General features: G+C 70.3%; 17 protein-coding genes. 15 read left to right on the forward strand and 2 right to left on the reverse strand.

Translation table 11 applies throughout. The features are described from left to right. From ABG085_RS08190 to ABG085_RS08225, 8 genes are all read left to right on the forward strand, one after another. Positions 1 to 1,050, forward strand: coding sequence for a zinc-dependent alcohol dehydrogenase family protein (locus ABG085_RS08190; protein ID WP_347978896.1), 1,050 nt, complete (start codon positions 1 to 3; stop codon positions 1,048 to 1,050). Positions 1,051 to 1,164: 114 nt separating this feature from the next. After that, entirely contained in the window at positions 1,165 to 1,332 is a 168-nt protein-coding gene (locus tag ABG085_RS08195) for a hypothetical protein (RefSeq protein ID WP_204260153.1), read from the forward strand. Positions 1,333 to 1,334: 2 nt separating this feature from the next. Then, the gene (locus tag ABG085_RS08200) at positions 1,335 to 2,108 is read left to right on the forward strand and encodes a PH domain-containing protein (RefSeq protein ID WP_347978897.1); all 774 of its coding nucleotides are present in this window, start codon (positions 1,335 to 1,337) and stop codon (positions 2,106 to 2,108) included. Between the two features lie 346 nt (positions 2,109 to 2,454). Continuing rightward, positions 2,455 to 3,903 carry a 30S ribosomal protein S1 gene (gene rpsA, locus ABG085_RS08205; RefSeq protein ID WP_347978898.1) on the forward strand — a complete coding sequence of 483 codons (1,449 nt, stop codon included), beginning with the start codon at positions 2,455 to 2,457 and terminating at the stop codon, positions 3,901 to 3,903. A 167-nt stretch (positions 3,904 to 4,070) separates the two neighbouring features. Then, positions 4,071 to 4,607 carry a GIY-YIG nuclease family protein gene (locus ABG085_RS08210; RefSeq protein ID WP_347979145.1) on the forward strand — a complete coding sequence of 179 codons (537 nt, stop codon included), beginning with the start codon at positions 4,071 to 4,073 and terminating at the stop codon, positions 4,605 to 4,607. Positions 4,608 to 4,709: 102 nt separating this feature from the next. Beyond that, complete coding sequence (locus tag ABG085_RS08215) at positions 4,710 to 5,420, forward strand: hypothetical protein (protein WP_347978899.1); 711 nt, start codon at positions 4,710 to 4,712, stop codon at positions 5,418 to 5,420. Between the two features lie 83 nt (positions 5,421 to 5,503). Further along, complete coding sequence (locus tag ABG085_RS08220; RefSeq protein ID WP_347978900.1) at positions 5,504 to 7,177, forward strand: ATP-binding protein; 1,674 nt, start codon at positions 5,504 to 5,506, stop codon at positions 7,175 to 7,177. After that, entirely contained in the window at positions 7,174 to 8,340 is a 1,167-nt protein-coding gene (locus tag ABG085_RS08225; RefSeq protein ID WP_347978901.1) for a hypothetical protein, read from the forward strand. The genes ABG085_RS08220 and ABG085_RS08225 overlap by 4 nt, the downstream gene beginning before the upstream one ends. A 62-nt stretch (positions 8,341 to 8,402) precedes the next feature. Here the strand turns inward: ABG085_RS08225 and ABG085_RS08230 are convergent, their stop codons facing one another. After that, positions 8,403 to 9,197, reverse strand: a complete 795-nt coding sequence (locus tag ABG085_RS08230; protein WP_347978902.1) for a response regulator transcription factor — start codon at positions 9,195 to 9,197, stop codon at positions 8,403 to 8,405. Between the two features lie 471 nt (positions 9,198 to 9,668). Here ABG085_RS08230 and coaE point away from each other — a divergent pair, with 471 nt between their 5' ends. The 3 genes from coaE (at position 9,669) to uvrB (ending at position 13,190) form a co-directional block, all read left to right on the forward strand. Next, positions 9,669 to 10,292 carry a dephospho-CoA kinase gene (gene coaE / locus ABG085_RS08235; protein WP_347978903.1) on the forward strand — a complete coding sequence of 208 codons (624 nt, stop codon included), beginning with the start codon at positions 9,669 to 9,671 and terminating at the stop codon, positions 10,290 to 10,292. 69 nt (positions 10,293 to 10,361) lie between these two features. Then, a complete protein-coding gene (locus tag ABG085_RS08240; RefSeq protein WP_347978904.1) occupies positions 10,362 to 11,027 on the forward strand; it encodes a hypothetical protein in 666 nt (221 codons plus the stop codon). 81 nt (positions 11,028 to 11,108) lie between these two features. Beyond that, a complete protein-coding gene (gene uvrB / locus ABG085_RS08245; protein WP_347978905.1) occupies positions 11,109 to 13,190 on the forward strand; it encodes an excinuclease ABC subunit UvrB in 2,082 nt (693 codons plus the stop codon). Positions 13,191 to 13,304: 114 nt separating this feature from the next. Here uvrB and ABG085_RS08250 read toward each other — a convergent pair whose 3' ends face one another. After that, on the reverse strand, positions 13,305 to 13,559 hold the full coding sequence (locus ABG085_RS08250; RefSeq protein WP_347978906.1) for a hypothetical protein: 255 nt from the start codon (positions 13,557 to 13,559) through the stop codon (positions 13,305 to 13,307). 133 nt (positions 13,560 to 13,692) lie between these two features. Between ABG085_RS08250 and ABG085_RS08255 the strand changes: the two genes are divergently transcribed. The 4 genes from ABG085_RS08255 (at position 13,693) to rapZ (ending at position 20,028) form a co-directional block, all read left to right on the forward strand. Further along, positions 13,693 to 14,106 carry a MarR family transcriptional regulator gene (locus ABG085_RS08255; RefSeq protein ID WP_347979146.1) on the forward strand — a complete coding sequence of 138 codons (414 nt, stop codon included), beginning with the start codon at positions 13,693 to 13,695 and terminating at the stop codon, positions 14,104 to 14,106. 177 nt (positions 14,107 to 14,283) lie between these two features. After that, on the forward strand, positions 14,284 to 17,190 hold the full coding sequence (uvrA, locus tag ABG085_RS08260; protein WP_347979147.1) for an excinuclease ABC subunit UvrA: 2,907 nt from the start codon (positions 14,284 to 14,286) through the stop codon (positions 17,188 to 17,190). A 5-nt stretch (positions 17,191 to 17,195) separates the two neighbouring features. Further along, positions 17,196 to 19,124 (forward strand): excinuclease ABC subunit UvrC, encoded by a 1,929-nt coding sequence (gene uvrC / locus ABG085_RS08265; RefSeq protein ID WP_347978907.1) that lies wholly within the window; start codon positions 17,196 to 17,198, stop codon positions 19,122 to 19,124. A 22-nt stretch (positions 19,125 to 19,146) separates the two neighbouring features. After that, positions 19,147 to 20,028, forward strand: coding sequence for an RNase adapter RapZ (gene rapZ / locus ABG085_RS08270; RefSeq protein ID WP_347978908.1), 882 nt, complete (start codon positions 19,147 to 19,149; stop codon positions 20,026 to 20,028). Positions 20,029 to 20,090: the final 62 nt, after the last annotated feature.

Below are 20,090 nucleotides of genomic sequence, written 5' to 3' on the forward strand. Positions count from 1 at the left end.
ATGCTCGCCACCGTCATCCATGCTGCCCGCGACATCCGCGTCGAGAACGTGCCCGACCCCGTGCTGTCCACCGGCGCCGACGCCATCGTGCGCGTCGTCGCGTCCTGCGTGTGCGGCTCCGACCTCTGGCCGTACCGCGGTGTCACGCCCACGAACGAACCGCATCGGATCGGGCACGAGTTCGTCGGCATCGTCGAGGAGGTCGGCGGGGACGTCCGTGTCGTCCGGCCCGGCGATTTCGTGATCGCCCCGTTCTACGTCTGCGACGGCACCTGCGCGAACTGCCGGAACGGGGTCAGCACGTCGTGCCTGCACGGCGGCTGGTGGGGGAGTGACGACCGTTTCGGCGGACTCGCCGACGGCGGCCAGGGCGAGCGGGTGCGCGTCCCGCTCGCCGACGGCACCCTCGCCGTCGTGCCGGGGCCGGTGGGCGATGACGAGATTCCCGGCCTGCTGACGCTCAGCGACGTCATGGGCACCGGCCACCACGCCGCGGTGTCGGCGGGTGTCGGCCCGGGCGATGCCGTGGCGGTCGTGGGCGACGGCGCGGTGGGCCTCTGCGCCGTCATCGCCGCCCGGCGGCTCGGCGCCACGACGATCATCGCGATGTCGCGGCATCCGCAGCGCCAGGCGCTCGCCCGCGAGTTCGGCGCCACCCACATCGTCGAGGAGCGAGGGGATGCCGGCGTCGAGGCGGTGCGGGCGCTCACCGGCGGCATCGGCGCCGACCGCGTGCTCGAGTGCGTCGGCACGAAGGAGTCGATGGACCAGGCGCTGCGGTCCGCGCGCCCCGGCGGCATGGTCGGCTACGTCGGCGTGCCCAACGGCGGCCCCGAGCTGCCCGTGCGGCAGATGTTCAACCGCAACGTCGGCGTCAACGGCGGGGTCGCGCCCGTCCGCGGCTACATCGAGGAGCTGCTGCCCGACGTCCGGTCCGGCGCGATCCGGCCCGGCCTGGTGTTCGATCTCGAGCTGCCGCTCACGGAGGCCGCCGAGGCGTACGCCGCCATGGACGAGCGCCGCGCCACGAAGGTGCTGCTGCGGCCCTGACGCGCGGGCGCACGGGGTGAACGGTCCTCGCGTGATCGGCGACGCGCCCGCGCGCCTGCGCACACAACGCCCGCCGTGCGGTAGAACAGCAGAAGTCGAAGGGAACCCCGGACCGTGAAGCTCGTCAAGCGCATCGTCGTGGTGCTCGTCATCGCGTTCGCGGCGTTCTACCTCATCACCCGCCCGCAGGACGCGGCGAACGCCGTCCAGGGCGCGATCGGCGCCGTGTGGGGCGCCGGTGCCGCCGTGGTCGACTTCTTCATGGCTCTCGCCGCGGGCTGACCGTGTTCGATCCGCGGATCGAGAAGCACCTGATCACCGATCAGGGCGAACGCATCGTCGACGAGGTCCGCAAGCACTGGGCGGCCACCGTCTCGGCGGTCCTCGAGCTGTTCGGCGGAATCGTCGTGCTCCTCCTGTCGTTCTTCGTGCCGGCTCAGGCCTGGTGGGTTCCGGCGCTCCTCGGCGCCGCGGTGACGGGTCACGCGATCTGGCGGTACTTCGAACAGCACACCGACCGGTTCGTCATCACGAACATGCGCGTCTTCCGCGTGCACGGCATCCTGTCGCGGCGGATCGCCACGATGCCGCTCGCGCGCATCCTCGACATCTCGGTGTACAAGCCGATCGTCGGCAGGATCTTCGGCTACGGTCACTTCGTCTTCGAGTCCGCGGCGCAGGAGCAGGGGCTCCGCGAGATCCGCTACGTCGGCGACCCCGACGAACGCGGACTGACGATCCAGCGTGTCATCCAGCAGGCGGGCCTCCGTGGTGCCGCCGGCCGCGGCGATCAGTTCGGCGGCGCGCACCTCGCGCCGCCGATGCCGCCCGAACCCGCGGCATCCGTCACGACGGCGGAGCCGCGCCGCGACGACAACCCCACCGCCCCGGTGCCCGAGGTGCGTCCCGCCGCGAACCCATCGGGATGGGACTGGCTCGCCGACGCGCAGCGGCGCGAGGACGAGCGGCTCGCCCAGCTGCGAGGGGAGCCCTCGTCGGCGCCGGAACCGTTCGACCCCGACCGCACGAACACCGCTCCGATCCAGCTCCCGCGCTGATCGGGCGCCGCAGCCGACGGTCCCCGCGCCCCCTCGCCGCGCCGCCGACGGCTCGCGCGGAGCCTCCTCGCCAGGGGTTTCAGGCAGCTCGCCGCGGCCCCGATTTCGGTCCGCAAGGGAACATCGCGGTCGACCCGGCCGTTCTGTTACCCTGGAGTGTCACTCGTGTGGCTGTTTCGCCACGCTCGGGTACCGGTTTGCACCGGCTTTCCGCATCCCGCAAGGGTCCGGGTGACATCGCTGGAAAATCCGCTTCGCCTCGGCTCGAGGCATTCGTTCGCCCTCGCGCGACGATGTCGCTGAAAGCCGGAGCCCGACACCAAACCCAACAAGGACAACCCACTACATGACTACCGCAACGACCGCCCCGGCCACCAAGCAGGTCGCGATCAACGACATCGGATCTGCCGAGGACTTCCTGGCCGCGGTCGAGAAGACCCTGAAGTTCTTCAACGACGGCGACCTCATCGAGGGCACCGTCGTGAAGATCGACCGCGACGAGGTGCTCCTCGACGTCGGTTACAAGACCGAGGGCGTCATCCCCTCGCGCGAGCTCTCCATCAAGCACGACGTCGACCCCAACGAGGTCGTCAAGGTCGGCGACGAGGTCGAAGCCCTCGTTCTCCAGAAGGAGGACAAGGAAGGCCGCCTCATCCTGTCCAAGAAGCGCGCGCAGTACGAGCGTGCCTGGGGCGACGTCGAGAAGATCAAGGAGAACGACGGTGTGGTCACCGGCTCCGTGATCGAGGTCGTCAAGGGTGGTCTGATCGTCGACATCGGCCTGCGCGGCTTCCTGCCCGCTTCGCTGATCGAGCTCCGCCGCGTCCGCGACCTCACGCCGTACCTCGGCCAGGAGATCGAGGCGAAGATCCTCGAGCTCGACAAGAACCGCAACAACGTCGTGCTGTCGCGCCGCGCCCTGCTCGAGCAGACGCAGTCCGAGTCGCGCACGACGTTCCTCAACAACCTGCACAAGGGCCAGGTCCGCAAGGGCACGGTCTCGTCGATCGTCAACTTCGGTGCGTTCGTCGACCTGGGCGGCGTGGACGGCCTCGTGCACGTCTCCGAGCTCTCGTGGAAGCACATCGAGCACGCGTCCGAGGTCGTCGAGGTGGGCCAGGAGGTCACCGTCGAGATCCTCGAGGTCGACCTGGACCGCGAGCGCGTGTCGCTCTCGCTCAAGGCGACGCAGGAGGACCCGTGGCAGGTCTTCGCCCGCACGCACGCGATCGGTCAGGTCGCGCCGGGCAAGGTCACCAAGCTCGTTCCGTTCGGTGCATTCGTGCGCGTCGCGGACGGCATCGAGGGCCTCGTGCACATCTCGGAGCTGTCGGGCAAGCACGTCGAGCTCGCCGAGCAGGTCGTGTCGGTCGGCGAAGAGGTCTTCGTCAAGATCATCGACATCGACCTCGAGCGTCGCCGCATCTCGCTCTCGCTGAAGCAGGCGAACGAGTCGGTCGACCCCAACGGCACCGAGTTCGACCCGGCCCTCTACGGCATGGTCACGGAGTACGACGAGAACGGGGAGTACAAGTACCCCGAGGGCTTCGACCCCGAGACCAACGCGTGGCTCGAAGGCTTCGACGAGCAGCGCGAGAAGTGGGAGCAGGAGTACGCCGCTGCCCACGCTCGCTGGGAGGCTCACAAGGCCGCCGTCACGAAGGCGCTCGAGGCCGAGGCTGCCGCCCCGGCCGAGACGGGCTCGTCCTCGTACTCGTCCGACACCGGCTCCGGTGGGACGCTCGCGGACGACGAGGCTCTCGCGGCTCTGCGCGAGAAGCTCTCGGGTCGCTGATCCTGAGTTGAGCCGCCCGGTTCGCTGAACCGGACTGCAGAAGGGCCGTCACCACCGACCGCGAGGTCGGGGTGGCGGCCCTTTCGCGTCCCCCCGAGGGTCACGGCGTCGGTGGTCGCGGGTACTGTCGCCGTGTGTCCTCGAAGCTCGCGTCCGCCCGTTGCCTGATGGACGACGACGGATGCCGCGGCCCCGTGCCCGCCGACAGCCCTGTCGCCCTCTGCGAGCGGCACCTCGCCGCCGCGTCCGAGTGGTGCGACTCCCAGTACGGCGTCACGGACGCGCTGCCGTCACCCTGCGGCGTCTGCGGCTCGCGGCTGGGCGTGCGGTATCCCTCGGGGTGGCTGTGCGCGGTGTGCGAATGGCGCCACGGCGACGTTCCCGACGCCGAGTTCGCGCCGCCGCGCGTCGACGTCGTGTACTACCTGGGATACGCGGACCGCGTGAAGATCGGCACGAGCTCCAACCCGCGGCAGCGCCTCGCCGCACTCTGGCACGACGACCTGCTGGCGTTCGAGCGCGGCGGTCGTGCCCTCGAGCAGCGGCGCCACCTGCAGTTCGCCGACGACCGCTATCCGCGGACCGAGTGGTTCCGCCGCTCCGAGGCCCTCATGGCGCACATCGACGAGCTGGCCGCGGGCGTCGACGATCCGTGGGCGCTGCACACCAGGTGGCTCAGCGAGGCGATCGCGGCCCGAGGATGACGGCCCTACGCTCTCGGAGAACGACCGCGATCCTCCAGCAGGCTTGGAGGATCCGCCCCTAGCCTCGGAGTCCACCGGCATCCACACACGACGGAGCAGACCATGGGAATCTTCGATCGACTCTTCGGAGGCGCGGACGACGGGCGCCAGGCGCCGCCCGTGCCGCAGAACACCTACGGCGCGCAGCCGGCGCCTCAAGCGTCGGGCACTCAGACCCCGGGGATGCAGCCGCCGCGCAGCGAGGACGAGATCGCCATCGAGCGCTACCGGTACCTGCTGCGCACCGCACCGCCTGAGACGATCGAGCAGGTGCACGCCGAGGCGTTCGGCAGGCTCACCGAGCCCCAGCGTCAGCAGGTGCTCGCCGAGCTCTCTGCAGGACTGCCCTCCGCCGAGCAGCCCCGCTCCAGCGATCCCCAGACGATGGCCCGTGCAGCGACACGAGCCGAGTACCTGAACCCCGGCTTCATGGAGCGCACGCTCGGACCCCAGCGTCAGGGGCCGTCGTTCGGCTCGATGCTGGGTTCGTCGATCCTCGGCACCGTGGTCGGCTACGTCATCGGCTCGGCGCTGGTGAGCTCGTTCCTCGCCCCGACCTTCGCCGACGACCAGAGCAACCAGGACGGGTCTTCCGAAGAGGGAGCGGATGCCGGCGGCGCAGACGGCGAGACCGGCGGTGAGGCCGGTGCGACCGACGCCGGCTGGGGCGACAGCGGCTCCGGCTGGGGCGACAGCGGGTCCGGTTGGGGCGGCGACGCGGCGGCCTCGGACGCCGGCGGATTCGGGGACTTCGGCGGCGACTTCGGGTTCTGACGCCCCGGCACGGCGGCCCCCGAACGGGGAAGCCGAGCGCGCCCTTGCCAGCGGCGGGGCGCGGCATCCGTTACCGTCGCGGTATGACCGCCGCGATGCCGGGCGACGCGGGCGCGCCCGCGGTGCGCTCCCGCCCCGGTGTGACCGCACCCGAGGCGGCTGACCGCACCCGGGGCCGCACCGCGATGCTCAACCAGCTGCTCCTCGCGGCCGTGGTGTTCGTGCTGGGCGTCCTGGTCGCCGTCGGACCGTTCACCGGAGAGCCGGTGCTGTTCTTCAGCGGCGTAGTCGTGGTGGTCGTCGTCACCGCGGCGACACTGGTGGTGCCGTGGAGTCGCCTGCCGTACGGGTGGCTCGCGGTCGTGCCCGCGCTCGACATCCTGGCCATCACACTCATGCAGGTCGCGGCGCCCGACACCGTGCTCGGCCTGTTGTGGATCTTCCCCACGATGTGGCTCGCCGGCGGGTTCGGATTGCTGGGGCTGTTCGGCGTGATCGTGGCGATCGCGGGCATCGTCAGCGTGCTGACCGCCCTCAGCGCCACCGCGGTGACGTACCGCACGCTGCTGCTGCCCCTCGTGCTCTTCGCCGTCGCCGCCACGAGCCACCTCAATGCCCGTCGCTCCGATGCCCAGCGCATGCTCCTGGCGAAGCAGTCGCAGCTCCTGCAGAGCATCCTCGCGCGCACCCGACGTCAGGAGCAGGTCGTGACCGAGGTACTCGACGCGGTCGATTTCGGTGTCGTCCGCATCAGCCCCGCCGGACGCGTCGCCGTCACCAACGAGGCGCACGGCAGGCTTCAGCAGGGCTTCGAGCCGGACGACGACCGCGCCGAGGTTCCGGCGTTCCGCGACGACGGCAGCTCACCGCTGCCGCCCGACGAGCTTCCGCTCGAGCGTGCGCGCCGCGGCGAGGCGTTCGACGACCAGGTGGTGTGGTTCGGGGTGGAGCCGGGTCCGCGCCGTGCGCTCACCATCACCGCGCGGCGGCTCACCGATCCCGACGGCGCCGACGCCGGCGCGGTGGTCGTCTCGAGGGACGTGACGGCAGAGCTCACCGCGCTCCGCGCGCGCGACGACCTGGTCGCGTCCGTGTCGCACGAGCTGCGCACACCGCTCACCGCGATCCTCGGCTACCTCGACCTCGCGATGGAAGACCCCGACACCCCCGCTGCGGTGCGCGCCAACCTCGACGTCGCCGAGCGCAACGCCGAACGGCTGCTGCGCATCGTGGCCGACATCCTCGCCGCGTCGAGCTCATCAGCATCCTCGGTGGAGGCATCCCTCGCTCCGCAGACCATCGACGCGCGCGAACTCGTGGCCGCCGCTGCCGCCGATGCGCTGCCGCGCGCCGCGGGGCGCGCCATCACGATCGACGTGACCGGCCTGGAACCCGCCACCGCGTGGGCGGACCCGCTTCGGCTGCGCCAGGTCGTCGACAACCTCGTCTCGAACGCCATCGCCTACAACAAGGACGGCGGCACCGTCTTCGTCGGCACCACGACCGACGGCACCTCGAGCTGGATCCTGGTGCGCGACACCGGCGTGGGCATCTCCGACGCGGATCGCTCCCGGCTCTTCCAGCGCTACTACAAGGCGGGCGCGGATCGGCGCACCGGCACCGGTCTCGGTCTTGCCATCACCCGCGACATCGTGCGCGCGCACGGCGGCGAACTCGCCCTGCACAGTGCGCCGGGAGTGGGGTCGACCTTCATCGTGAAGCTGCCCGCGATCGCCCCGGAAGGAGACGCACCATGATTCTGGATCTGGCGAGCGTCCACATCATGACCGCGCTGGTCGTCAACGTCAGCGGCGTGCTGTTCATCCTCGAGACGCTGCTGCGTCGCGACGAGGGAGCGGGACGCATCTGGTCGATCGGGTTCCTCTCGGCGATGCTCACGACACTCGCGTACACCGTGTGGGTGCAGTCCGACGGCGCCTGGTGGGCCATCGCTGTCGGCAACGCCGCCTTCGTGGCCGGTACCGGATGCATGTGGCTGGGATGCCGCCGATTCAACGGGCGCCGCATGCGCTGGTCGGCGCTCCTCGTGGCGGGCGCCGTCGTCGCGGCCGCGCTCGGCGTGGCGTTCGCGGGTCCGGACGGCGGCGACTGGGCAGGCGCGCTGTGGATGTTCGTGCCGCTCCTCGGCTTCGCCGGCGCCGGCGCGGTCGAGTGCCTCCGCGGCGAGATGCGCGAATCGCGCACGGCCTGGGTACTCGGAGCGGTGCTGGGGTTCCAGTCGCTGTACTACGTGTCGCGCACCACCGCCTTCGTCACCTCCGGACCCGACAGCGCCCTGTTCCAGACGGCGTTCGGCACGGTGAGCACGAGCTTCCTCACGGTGACGCTGACCATCGTGGCCGTGGTCGTGACGTCCGTGCTGCGTGCGAGCCGGGCGCCGATGCGCGGCTACCTGCGCGACGCGCGGGCGGTCGACCAGGAGCAGGGCATCGTGAGCGAGGAGTCGTTCGCCGTCCTCCTCGAGGGCATCTGCCGGCGCGCGGCACGTCGACATGAAGCGGTCGCGGTGACGGCCCTGCGCCTCGACGACCTGGATCCCATCTCGACCGCTTTCGGCAGCGACGTGGCCGGGTCGGTCGCGGCGACCTGGCGGTCCGGCGTGCGCCGCCACGCCCCGACCAACGCTGTGGTGGGGCAGGACGGTCCGACCGGACTCGTCGTCGGGATCGCCGTCGCGTCCCCGCAGGAGGCGCGACGTCAGGCCGGCGCCATCTACCGCGGCCTGTTCGACGACCTCGGCAAGGTCGGCGGGGGAGTGATCCCCGTCGTCGGCGTCGGCGTCGCGCTGAGCGAGACGGCCGGCTACGACCCGGCCGAGCTCATCCGGGCGGCGCGAGAGGCCGCGAGCCGTGCGGCCGTGGACGTCGAGACCTCCGTGCTGATCGACGACGGCGAGTAGCGGCTCGGCGAGGCGCCTTCGGCCCCGCCGCGGTGTGACCGGCGGGGATCCGCCATCCCGGTTCAGGCGGTCAGTCGGTAGCCGACACCGCGGACCGTCTCGATCCAGCGCGGCTGTGCCGGCGACTCGCCGAGCTTCCGGCGCAGGTTCGCCATGTGCACCTCGATGGCGCGCGCGTCGCTGTCGGACACGAAGTCGCTGACCGCGTACTGGTCGCCGCGCAGCATGAGGGCGAGGTCCGACTTCGCCCGCACGCGCCGCCCTGCCACCAGCAGGTCGGCGAGGATGTCGAACTCGCTGCGCGTCAGCTCGACGTCCTGGCCGTCGACGGTCACCACGTGGATGGCGGCGTTCAGACGCAGCCCGTGGTGCTCGAGCCAGAAGTCCTCGGATGCCGCCGGCGCCACCGCGGTGTCGCCGTCGGGCGGTGCGACGTGGCGCGGGCGTCGCAGCATGGCGTCGATGCGCGCCCGCAGCTCTCGCGGGCGGAACGGCTTCGCGACGTAGTCGTCGGCGCCGGCTTCGAGCCCCTGCAGGGCGTCGATCTCCTCGCTGCGGGCGCTCAGCATCACGATGTAGGTCGAGCTGATGGCGCGGATGCGCTTGGCGGTCTCGAAGCCGTCGATGCCGGGCATGTTCACGTCGAGTGTCGTGACCAGCGGCTTATGGGTGCGGACCAGCTCGACGCCCGCTGCGCCGTCGGCTGCGCCGTGCACTTCGAATCCAGCCTGGGCCAGAACCGTCGACAGGAGCGAACGGATGTCCTCTTCGTCTTCGATGACGACGGCGACGCGCGCTTCTTCCACCGCTCCACCCTCCGGATCCGGGTGTGCCGACGGATCCTGGACGTCGGTCATGATATCCCAGAACGCACGGCGGAACGGGTGCGACGGTGCGGCGGTCACGCAGCGTGTCCGCACCGGTACGGCGTGAGGCGCATGCCCGGCGACCGGCTGCACGTGGCCGCCGCGGAGATGCGGGCCGCGCGTAGGGCGGGAGATCTCCCCACATCCCGCCCTGCGCGCGTCCTCGGTGCACGGACCCCGGTCGCCATCGTCCCCACGCGGGCGACCGGTCCGCACCTCAGGACGATCCACCTGCCACCGTCGTCGCGAAGACGGCGGGTGCGGTGCGCGCAGCAGGACGCTGAGCTGTCGCGCGCCACACTGTCGTGATCAACAGTGTCGCGTCCGACGTTCACTTGCGCCCTTCCCCAGCTGCACGGGTGGACTGTCCCTCGGGTGTCCCGAGGCTATCGCCACCTCCTCAGGGCACGCTCAGCCCCGCCTCAGGAACCGGTCAAGGACTCCGCGTGGCATGCTCGATGCATGCCCCTCGTCGCGCTCACCGGAGGCATCGCCTCGGGGAAGTCCACCATCGCCCGCCGCCTGACGGAACACGGCGCCGTGGTCGTGGACGCGGATCAGCTGGTGCGCGAAGTCCAGGCGCCGGGCACTCCGGTGCTCGCCGCGATCGCAGAGACCTTCGGCGAGCGGATGCTGCGCCCCGACGGCTCCCTCGATCGCGCAGCCCTCGGCACCCGCGTGTTCGGAGACCCGGCGGCGATCGCCCAGCTCAACGCGATCGTGCATCCTGCGGTGCGCGCCGAATCCGCTCGCCGCTTCGCGGCGGCGTTCGCGGCCGACCCCGATGCCGTCGTCGTCTACGACGTGCCGCTGCTCGTCGAGGCGCGCGTGGACGACCCGTGGGAGCTCGTCGTGGTGGCGCACGCCCCGGCCGAGGTGCGCGTCGAACGGCTGATCCGACTGCGCGGGCTGAGCCCGGCCGATGCTGAGGCACGCATCGCGTCGCAGGTGCCGGACGAGGCGCGACTGCGGATCGCCGACGTCGTCATCGACACCGCGGGCACTCTCGACGACACGATCCGCCAGGTGGACGAGCTGTGGGAGCGCCTCGACGAGCACGTGGCGCGACGCGCGGAACGCCCGTAGCGGCCTTCTCCACCATTCCGCCTCCGGGCTGCGCGGACTACCCTGGAGTGAGACCGAAGGAGGTGTCGCATGGGTGTTCTCTCGAGGTTCCGGCGGCGTCGCGGCCCTTATCGCGCGGCCTCGGAGGAAGAACGCATCTCGCGCTACGTCTACCTGCTCGGCACCCTCCCGGCGTCCGTGATCGAGAGCGCTCACGCCTCGGCGTTCAAGGACCTGCCGCCGGAGCGCCGCCGCGAGATGTTCGAGCAGCTGCGGCCGTTCCTCGCGGAGTCGGAGCGCGACGTCGCTGCCGAAGATCCGTCCGTGATCGCGAAACTCGTCCGTCGTGCCGAAGAGCACCGTGCGGCGCGCGCGGCGAACGCCGGGACGGATGCCGCGGCCCGAGCCGCCGCAGATCCCGCGCGCACCGCGGTCGCGGTCGACGACGGCGATCCCCGCGACGGCGTGGATCTGCAGCGGCTGCTCCTGAACGTCGGCGTCATGACGATCGTGGCGCAGCAGTTCCTCCTGTCGAGCTCAGTCGCGGCGTACTACACGGTCGGCGCCGGGTCGATCGGCATCGGCTCCGAGCCGGCGTGGATCGGCGAGACCTATGACCCGGGCGCCGTCGGCTTCGACGGCGGCGGCGCGGGCGGCTACGACGCCGGTGGCGGCGGATACGACGGCGGGGCGTTCGGCGGCCTCGACGCGGGCGGCCTCGGCGGCGGATTCGACGGCGGCGGCTTCGGAGGCTGAACCCCGCGCGTCGGCCGGGTCGCGGCATCCGCTCGTCGCGAACGCCGCCCCGATGTCGGGGGCGCCGCCTACGCTGGAACGGTGCAGACCACTCGATCCGTGCGGCCGTTCGAGGTCGTGAGCGAATTCGCCCCGTCGGGCGACCAGCCGCAGGCGATCGCCCAGCTGGCGGCGCGCATCAACGCCGGTGAGACCGACGTCGTGCTGCTGGGTGCGACGGGCACCGGCAAGTCGGCGACGACGGCCTGGCTGGTCGAGGCCGTGCAGCGGCCGACCCTGGTGCTTGCGCACAACAAGACGCTGGCCGCGCAGCTGGCGAACGAGTTCCGCGAGCTCATGCCGCATAACGCGGTGGAGTACTTCGTCAGCTACTACGACTACTACCAGCCCGAGGCGTACGTCCCGCAGACCGACACCTTCATCGAGAAGGACTCCTCGGTGAACGCCGAGGTCGAGCGGCTGCGCCACTCGACGACCAACTCGCTGCTCAGCCGGCGCGACGTCATCGTGGTCAGCACCGTCTCGTGCATCTACGGCCTCGGCGCGCCCGACGAGTACCTGCGGGCGATGGTCGCGCTGCAGGTCGGCGAGGTGTACGACCGTGACGCGCTGATCCGCAAGTTCATCGCGATGCAGTACAACCGCAACGACGTCGACTTCTCGCGCGGCAACTTCCGTGTGCGCGGCGACACGATCGAGATCATCCCGGTGTACGAGGAGTACGCGATCCGGATCGAGATGTTCGGCGACGAGATCGAGGCGCTCTTCATGCTGCACCCGCTCACCGGCGACGTGGTGCAGCGGCTCGACAGCGTGCCCATCTTCCCGGCGTCGCACTACGTCGCGGGCACCGAGACGGTGCAGCGCGCGATCGGCACCATCGAGGACGAGCTGGCCGAGCGGCTGAAAGAGCTCGAGTCGCAGAACAAGCTGCTCGAGGCCCAGCGTCTGCGCATGCGAACGACGTTCGACCTCGAGATGCTGCAGCAGCTGGGATTCTGCTCGGGCATCGAGAACTACTCCCGCCACATGGACGGCCGCGCCCCCGGGGAGCCGCCGCACACGCTGCTGGACTTCTTCCCCGACGACTTCCTCATGGTCATCGACGAGTCGCACGTCACCGTCCCCCAGATCGGGGCGATGTACGAGGGGGATGCCTCGCGCAAGCGCACCCTGGTCGAGCACGGGTTCCGGCTGCCGAGCGCGCTCGACAACCGGCCGCTGCGGTGGGACGAGTTCAAGAACCGCGTCGGCCAGACCGTGTACCTGTCCGCGACGCCGGGCCGCTACGAGATGGGGATCGCGGACGGTGTCGTCGAGCAGATCATCCGTCCGACCGGCCTCATCGACCCGGAGATCGTGGTGAAGCCCTCGAAGGGGCAGATCGACGACCTCCTCGAAGAGATCCGCCTACGCGCATCGCGCGACGAGCGGGTGCTGGTCACGACGCTCACCAAGAAGATGGCCGAAGAGCTGACCGACTTCCTGGGCGAGCACGGTGTGCGGGTGCGCTACCTCCACTCCGACGTCGACACGCTGCGCCGTGTCGAGCTGCTCAGCGAGCTGCGAGCCGGCGTCTACGACGTGCTCGTCGGCATCAACCTCCTCCGCGAGGGCCTCGACCTGCCCGAGGTGTCGCTGGTGTCGATCCTCGACGCCGACAAGGAGGGGTTCCTCCGCAGCGGCACCTCGCTCATCCAGACGATCGGTCGCGCGGCGCGCAACGTCTCGGGCCAGGTGCACATGTACGCCGACACGATCACGGACTCGATGGCGAAGGCCATCGACGAGACCGACCGTCGTCGCGAGAAGCAGATCGCCTACAACACCGCGAACGGCATCGATCCCCAGCCGCTGCGCAAGCGCATCGCCGACATCACCGAGGTGCTCGCGCGGGAGGCTTCCGACACCGATCGGATGCTGCGGGGCAAGGCGGCGGCGAAGACCAAGTCCGGCATGGGCAAGAGCCCGACGCCGCAGCTGCGACGCGAGGGCATCGCCGCCGAGGGCGCCGAGCAGCTGGAGGCCACGATCGCAGACCTCAGCCAGCAGATGCTCGCCGCCGCCGGCGAGCTCAAGTTCGAGCTCGCCGCGCGACTGCGCGACGAGGTGCAGGACCTCAAGAAGGAGCTGCGCGCCATGGAGCGCGCGGGGCACGCGTAAGGCATCCGGCGGAGGCCGCATCCATTCTGGTGCGGGGCTTCGACGACTACGACGCGAGTGCCGCGGTCATCAGCCGATCCGCCATGCGCGGCACGTGTGCCGCGCGCCCGAGGGTCAGGGGCAGTGCATGAGGGGCTTCGGGCCCGAACGGTCGAAGGTGTGCCGGGTGAGGGGCGCGCCGCATAGCGGGCAGGCGCGTTCGGCCCGTTCGGCGGCGCTGGGCGGAGGAGCCGTCTCGTACGGCCCCACCGCCGCGGGACCTGCCACGCGGATCAGGTTCGCGTTGAGGAAGGCGTACCAGCCGCCGGCCTCGCGCACCCGTTCGCGGAGGGGGCGGCGGGCGTCGGGGGAGGCATCCTGATCGGGCATGTTACTTAGTGTACTAACGATTAGTGCGATATAGGATGACTCCGTGACATCGCCCACCTCCTCTCCGCCGCCCGCCCCAGCGTCGAGCGGAGTCTCCGGAGACGGGACGGTGGCTGCTCTCAGCCCTGACGACCTGCTCGCGCTCGACAACCAGGTGTGCTTCGCGCTCGTGACGGCCGCCCGCAACGTGGTGGGTCTGTACCGGCCGATCCTCGAGCCGCTCGGCCTCACGCATCCGCAGTACCTGGTCATGCTCGCCCTCTGGGAGAGGTCACCTCGATCGCTGCGCGAGCTCGCCGCCGAACTGGCGCTCGAGCCGGCCACGCTCTCACCGCTCGTCAAGCGGCTCCAGTCGCAGGGCCTCGTGACGCGTGCCCGCCGCGGCGGCGACGAGCGCGTTCTCGACGTGGGCCTGACCGATGCGGGGCGGGCGCTGCGCGAGCGGGCGCTCGACGTTCCCGGTCAGGTGATGGCGCGCGCGGGCACGGACGCCGATGCGCTCTTCGCCCTGCGTGATGCGCTGCGGCCCTTCTCGGGCGCGCGCTGATCTCGCGACAGCGCGGCGGAAGGGCCTGCGAGGCGATCCCTGCGAGGGCACCGCGGCGCGTGACCGGGGGAGCGGGATGGTGGTCTTCGCCCACGGCGAACGGCTCCCAGGCCTCATGTCGGAGGCCCCGCCTACACTTGACTGGTGCCCATCGTCCCTGTCGCCCTGCCCGCGAACCTGCCCGCAAAGACCGTCGGGGGCACCAGCGGAAAGCTGAGCGTCCGCGGTGCCCGCGTGCACAATCTGAAGGACGTCGACCTCGACATCCCGCGCGATTCGCTCGTCGTCTTCACCGGTCTGTCCGGCTCGGGCAAATCGAGTCTCGCGTTCGACACGATCTTCGCCGAGGGTCAGCGCCGCTACGTCGAGTCGCTCAGCGCCTACGCGCGCCAGTTCCTCGGCCAGGTCGACCGACCCGACGTCGACTTCATCGAGGGGCTGAGCCCCGCGGTGTCGATCGACCAGAAGTCGACCAACCGCAACCCGCGCTCGACGGTCGGCACGATCACCGAGATCCACGACTACATGCGCCTGCTGTGGGCCCGCATCGGGGTGCCCCACTGTCCCGAGTGCGGCGAGGTGATTCAGCGCCAGACGGTGCAGCAGATCGCCGACCAGCTCATGGAGCTCGAGGAGCGCACGCGCTACCAGATCGTCGCGCCGGTGATCACGCAGAAGAAGGGCGAGTTCGTCGACCTCTTCAAGGAGCTCGGTGCGAAGGGCTACGCGCGGGCGATCGTCGACGGCGAGCTGATCCAGCTGGCCGAGCCGCCGGTGCTCAAGAAGAGCTACAAGCACGACATCGCGGTCGTGGTCGACCGTCTCGTCGCGGCACCCGGCATCCTCGATCGGGTCACCGACTCCGTCGAGACCGCTCTGTCGCTCGCGGGCGGCGTGATGCAGATCAACTTCGTGGACGAAGAGGGGGATGCCGCGTGGCAGTCCTTCTCCGAGAAGCTCGCCTGCCCGAACGGCCACCCGCTGCAGCTGACCGAGATCGAGCCCCGCACGTTCTCGTTCAATGCGCCCTTCGGCGCCTGCCCGGCCTGCTCGGGCCTCGGCACCCGCATGTCGGTCGATGTCGAGCTGATGCTCGCCGACGACGAGCTGTCGATCCGCGAGGGTGTGCTCATCCCGTGGACGACGCAGGGCAAGGGGCTCTTCCAGTACTACGAGCGCCTGCTCGAGGGCCTCGCGAATGACCTCGGCTTCTCACTCGACACGCCGTGGAAGAAGCTGCCGTCGGACGTCCGCGAGGCGGTGCTGCGCGGAGAGAACTACAAGGTCACCGTGCGGTGGAAGAACCGCTACGGCCGCGAGATGCGCTACTCGTCGGGTTTCGAGGGCGTCGTGCCCTACATCGAACGGCAGTACACGCAGGCCGAATCCGACACGCAGCGTCAGCGCTGGTCGGAGTACCTGCGGGAGGTCCCGTGCCCGGTGTGCGACGGCGCGCGGCTCAAGCCGGAGGTGCTGGCCGTGCAGGTGCACGGGCATTCGATCGCGGATGCCTCGCGCCTGAGCCTCGGCGAGGCACGGGAGTACTTCGCGCAGCTCACGCTGACCGAGCGCGAGGCCACGATCGCCGCCCAGGTTCTTCGCGAGATCCGCTTGCGACTGGACTTCCTCATCCGCGTCGGTCTCGACTACCTCAGCCTGAGCCGCGCGGCGGCGACCCTGTCGGGCGGCGAAGCGCAGCGCATCCGCCTGGCGACGCAGATCGGATCGGGCCTCACCGGCGTGCTCTACGTGCTCGACGAGCCGTCGATCGGTCTGCACCAGCGTGACAACCGCCGGCTCATCGAGACGCTGGTGGCCCTGCGCGACCTGGGCAACACGCTCATCGTCGTCGAGCACGACGAAGAGACGATCCACGCCGCGGACTGGGTCGTCGACATCGGCCCGGGCGCCGGCGTCAACGGCGGCGAGGTCGTCCACTCCGGTCCGATCGAGGAGCTCCTCGCCGACCGCGCCTCGATCACCGGCGACTACCTGTCGGGTCGGCGCGCGATCCCGACGCCGCAGAAGCGCCGCAAGATCGACAGGAAGCGCCAGGTCACCGTCGTCGGCGCGCGCGAGAACAACCTCAAGAACGTGACGGTCGACTTCCCGCTCGGCGTGCTCACCGCCGTGACCGGCGTGAGCGGCTCCGGCAAGTCGTCCCTGGTCAACGGCATCCTGTATCAGGTCCTCGCGACGCGTCTCAACGGCGCGCGCCGCGTGGCGGGCAAGCACACGCGCGTCACCGGTCTCGAGAACCTCGACAAGGTCGTGCACGTCGACCAGGCGCCGATCGGCCGCACGCCGCGCTCCAATCCCGCGACGTACACCGGCGTGTTCGACCGCATCCGCACGCTCTTCAGCGAGACGCCCGAGGCGAAGGTGCGCGGCTACCAGCCGGGCCGCTTCAGCTTCAACGTCAAGGGCGGACGCTGCGAGGCCTGCTCGGGCGACGGCACGATCAAGATCGAGATGAACTTCCTGCCCGACGTGTACGTCGACTGCGAGGTGTGCCACGGCAAGCGGTACAACCGCGACACGCTCGCGGTGCACTACAAGGGCAAGAACATCGCCGAGGTGCTCGAGATGCCGATCGCCGAGGCGGCGGAGTTCTTCGAGCCCATCCAGGCGATCCACCGCTACCTCAAGACGCTCGTCGACGTCGGCCTCGGGTACGTGCGGCTGGGCCAGTCCGCCACGACGCTGTCGGGCGGCGAGGCGCAGCGCGTGAAGCTCGCCACCGAGCTGCAGCGGCGCACCAACGGTCGGTCGATCTACGTGCTCGACGAGCCGACGACGGGCCTGCACTTCGAGGATGTACGCAAGCTCCTCGAGGTGCTGAACGGCCTCGTCGACAAGGGCAACACCGTCATCGTGATCGAGCACAACCTCGACGTGATCAAGTCCTCGGACTGGGTGATCGACCTCGGACCCGAGGGCGGCGCCGGCGGCGGCGAGGTCTTGGCGACAGGCACGCCCGAGCACGTCGCGCGCGTCGAGGGCAGCCACACCGGAATGTTCCTCGCCGAGGTGCTGGGAGTGAGCGCCCCCGCCGAGCTCGTCGAGGCCCGCAAGGCCGGCTGAGCGGCATGGCGCGTCCCGCTCCCACGGTCCCGTACAAGCCGAATCCGGGCGAGATCCCCACGAATCCGGGGGTCTACCGGTTCCGCGATCGCGACGGGCGCGTGCTGTACGTCGGCAAGGCGAAGAACCTCCGCGCGCGCCTGTCGAATTACTTCGCTCCGCTGCACACGCTCCACGAGCGCACCCGCCGCATGGTGACGACAGCGGCCTCCGTGGAGTGGACCGTCGTCGCGACCGACGTCGACTCGCTGCAGCTCGAGTACCAGTGGATCAAGGAGTTCGATCCGCCGTTCAACGTCCGCTACAAGGACGACAAGTCCTACCCGTTCATGGCGATCACGCTCGCAGATGAGGCGCCGCGGGTGATCGTGACGCGCAACCGCCGCATCCCCGGCGCGAAGTACTTCGGTCCGTACCCGAAGGTGTGGGCGGTGCACGACACGATCGACCTGATGATCAAGGTCTTCCCGATCCGCACCTGCAGCGACGCGTCGTACAAGAAGGCGATGTCCACCGGCCGCCCGTGCTTTCCGGGCCAGATCGGACGCTGCGGCGGGCCGTGCTCGATGAAGGTGACGATCGAGGAGCACCGCGCGATCGTCGACGACTTCATCGCGTTCATGTCGGGCGGCGATCAGCGCTTCACCAAGGAGCTGATGGCCCGCATGCGCGAGGCCTCGGCGGCGATGGACTACGAGGCAGCCGCCGTGTACCGCGACCGCCTGCACTCGATCGACGCGGTGCTGAACAAGAGTGCGCTGGTGCTCGCAGCCGACACCGACGCCGACCTGTTCGGGATCGCCGAGGACGAGCTCGCCGCCACGGTGCAGCACTTCGTGATCCGCGGCGGCCGCGTGCGCGGTGTGCGCGCCACGACGATCGAGAAGGAGATCGACATCTCCGACGGCGATCTCGTCGACCAGGTGATCCAGCGCACATACGGCAACGCGACGGGCGCCGACATCCCGAAGCAGGTGCTGGTGCCGTCGATGCCCGACGACGCGGCCGATCTCGAGGAGTGGCTGCGGGCACGGCGAGGCAAGAGCGTGACGATCCAGGTCGCGCAGCGGGGTCGCAAGGCCGACCTCATGCGCACCGCCACGCTCAACGCCCAGCAGGCGCTGATGCTCCACAAGACGCGGCGCACCAGCGACTACGTCGCCCGCAGCCAGGCGCTCACCGACCTCCAGGAGGCGCTCGACCTCGTCGAGGCGCCCCTGCGCATCGAGTGCTTCGACGTCTCGCACCTGAGCGGCACCAATGTCGTGGCGTCGATGGTCGTCTTCGAGGACGGCCTGCCGCGCAAGGATCAGTACCGCTCGTTCGGCGTCCCCGAGACCACCGACGACACCGACTCGCTCTACCAGGTGCTGACGCGACGTCTCGCGTACCTCGACCGCCCGGAGGAGAACGAGACGTCGGCCGTGCCCGACGTGACCTCCGACGAGACCGTCGTCACCGAGCGGCGTCGTCCGCGGTTCGCCTACCGCCCGCAGTTGCTCGTCGTCGACGGCGGCAAGCCGCAGGTCGAAGCGGCGGCTCGCGCGCTGCGCGACGCCGGCCACGAGGAGATCGCCCTGTGCGGCATCGCGAAGCGGCTGGAGGAGGTGTGGCTGCCGGGCGAGGAGTACCCGGTCATCCTGCCCCGCACTTCGGAAGCCCTGTATCTGCTGCAACGCCTGCGCGACGAGGCGCATCGCTTCGCGATCACCCACCAGCGCAAGCGCCGGCGCCGCGACATCCAGAGCGTGCTGGCCGAGGTTCCCGGTCTCGGCGAAGCCCGCATCAAGGCGCTGCTGCGGCATTTCGGCTCGGTCGCGGCGCTGCGCAAGGCGACTCCCGAAGAGATCGCGGAGCTGCCGGGCGTCGGGCCGAAGCTCGCGGCGGCGATCCACTCCCACCTGGCGGAGCCTGCCCCCGTCGCCAGTGGGTAGGCTGGGCTCGACGGGGGTGGTCATGGGCGAGGGGACGCGGCACGACGTCGGAGAAGTGCTGATCGTCACGGGGATGTCGGGGGCGGGGCGATCGACCGCGGCGAACTCGCTCGAGGACCTCGACTGGTACGTGGTCGACAATCTGCCGCCGCAGATGCTCAAGCCGCTGCTCGACCTGACGGAGCTGGCCGGGGGAGTGCTGCCCCGGGTCGCCGTCGTCGTCGACGTGCGCGGACGCGACCTGTTCTCCGACCTCCCCGCGGCGATGCGCGCGCTCCGCGAGCGCCGGCAGATCCGGGTCATGTTCCTGGATGCCTCGGACGAGGCGCTCGTCCGCCGTTTCGAGGCGGTGCGGCGCCCGCACCCCCTGCAAGGCGGCGGGACGATCCTCGACGGCATCCGTCGCGAGCGTGCGCGCCTCGCGGCTGTCCGCGAGAGCGCCGACATCATCATCGACACCTCGTCGTACAACATCCACCAGCTGGCGACGAAGGTCGCCGACCTGTTCACCGAAGAGGGGTCGGCGCGCCATACGCTCACGCTGCAGAGCTTCGGCTTCAAGTACGGGCTGCCCCCGGATGCCGATCTCGTGGCGGACATGCGGTTCCTGCCGAACCCGTTCTGGGACGAGAACCTCCGGCCGTTCACCGGCGAGGACGCGGAGGTGCGGGACTACGTGCTCGCGCAGGAAGGGGCCGCCGACTTCCTCGACGCGTACAGCGCGGCACTGCGACCCGTACTCGAGGGATACCAGCGCGAGAACAAGAGCCACTCGGTGGTCGCCGTCGGTTGCACCGGCGGCAAGCACCGGTCGGTCGTGATGGTGCGCGAACTCGCGGAGCGCCTCGCGGCGGTGCCCGGCGTGGCCGTGCGCATCACGCATCGCGATCTCGGTCGGGAGTGATGACGCCACCGGCCGGACCGGCCGGTAGGGTGGAGGGTCGTTCCCGAAAGACCCGCGAAGGA

This window comes from Microbacterium sp. ProA8, from assembly GCF_039905635.1.
GTDB lineage: Bacteria > Actinomycetota > Actinomycetes > Actinomycetales > Microbacteriaceae > Microbacterium > Microbacterium chionoecetis.